Raw genomic sequence first — 234 nt, 5'->3', positions numbered from 1 at the left:
GGTTCATATCGTGATAGCCAAGATATAAGTTCACAACAGCTCGCGCGTTGTGGCTATAAGAGCCATGATATCCATTAGTGTGCCAGGTTTGCTTTTGTGATTCTGGTACTAGGCGTTCAATTTCTCTGCCCACATCATGGATGGTGACCCCGTGGTTAGCAAGACGCATTGCTTGATTGTGGATGAAACCATAGTTGTCGCGTTGCAACGCCATATAGTCGGAAATTTCGTTAC

1 protein-coding gene is annotated in these 234 nt (G+C 45.7%); it reads right to left on the bottom strand.

The annotated features are described in order from the left end of the window. A partial coding sequence (locus tag MRS74_RS23695) for an alkyl sulfatase dimerization domain-containing protein (RefSeq protein ID WP_306422033.1) occupies nt 1–234 on the bottom strand: 234 nt, incomplete at both ends.

This window comes from Marinobacterium sedimentorum (assembly GCF_024267675.1).
Classification (GTDB): domain Bacteria; phylum Pseudomonadota; class Gammaproteobacteria; order Pseudomonadales; family Balneatricaceae; genus Marinobacterium_A; species Marinobacterium_A sedimentorum.
This window is presented reverse-complemented; position numbering and strand designations above follow the sequence as displayed.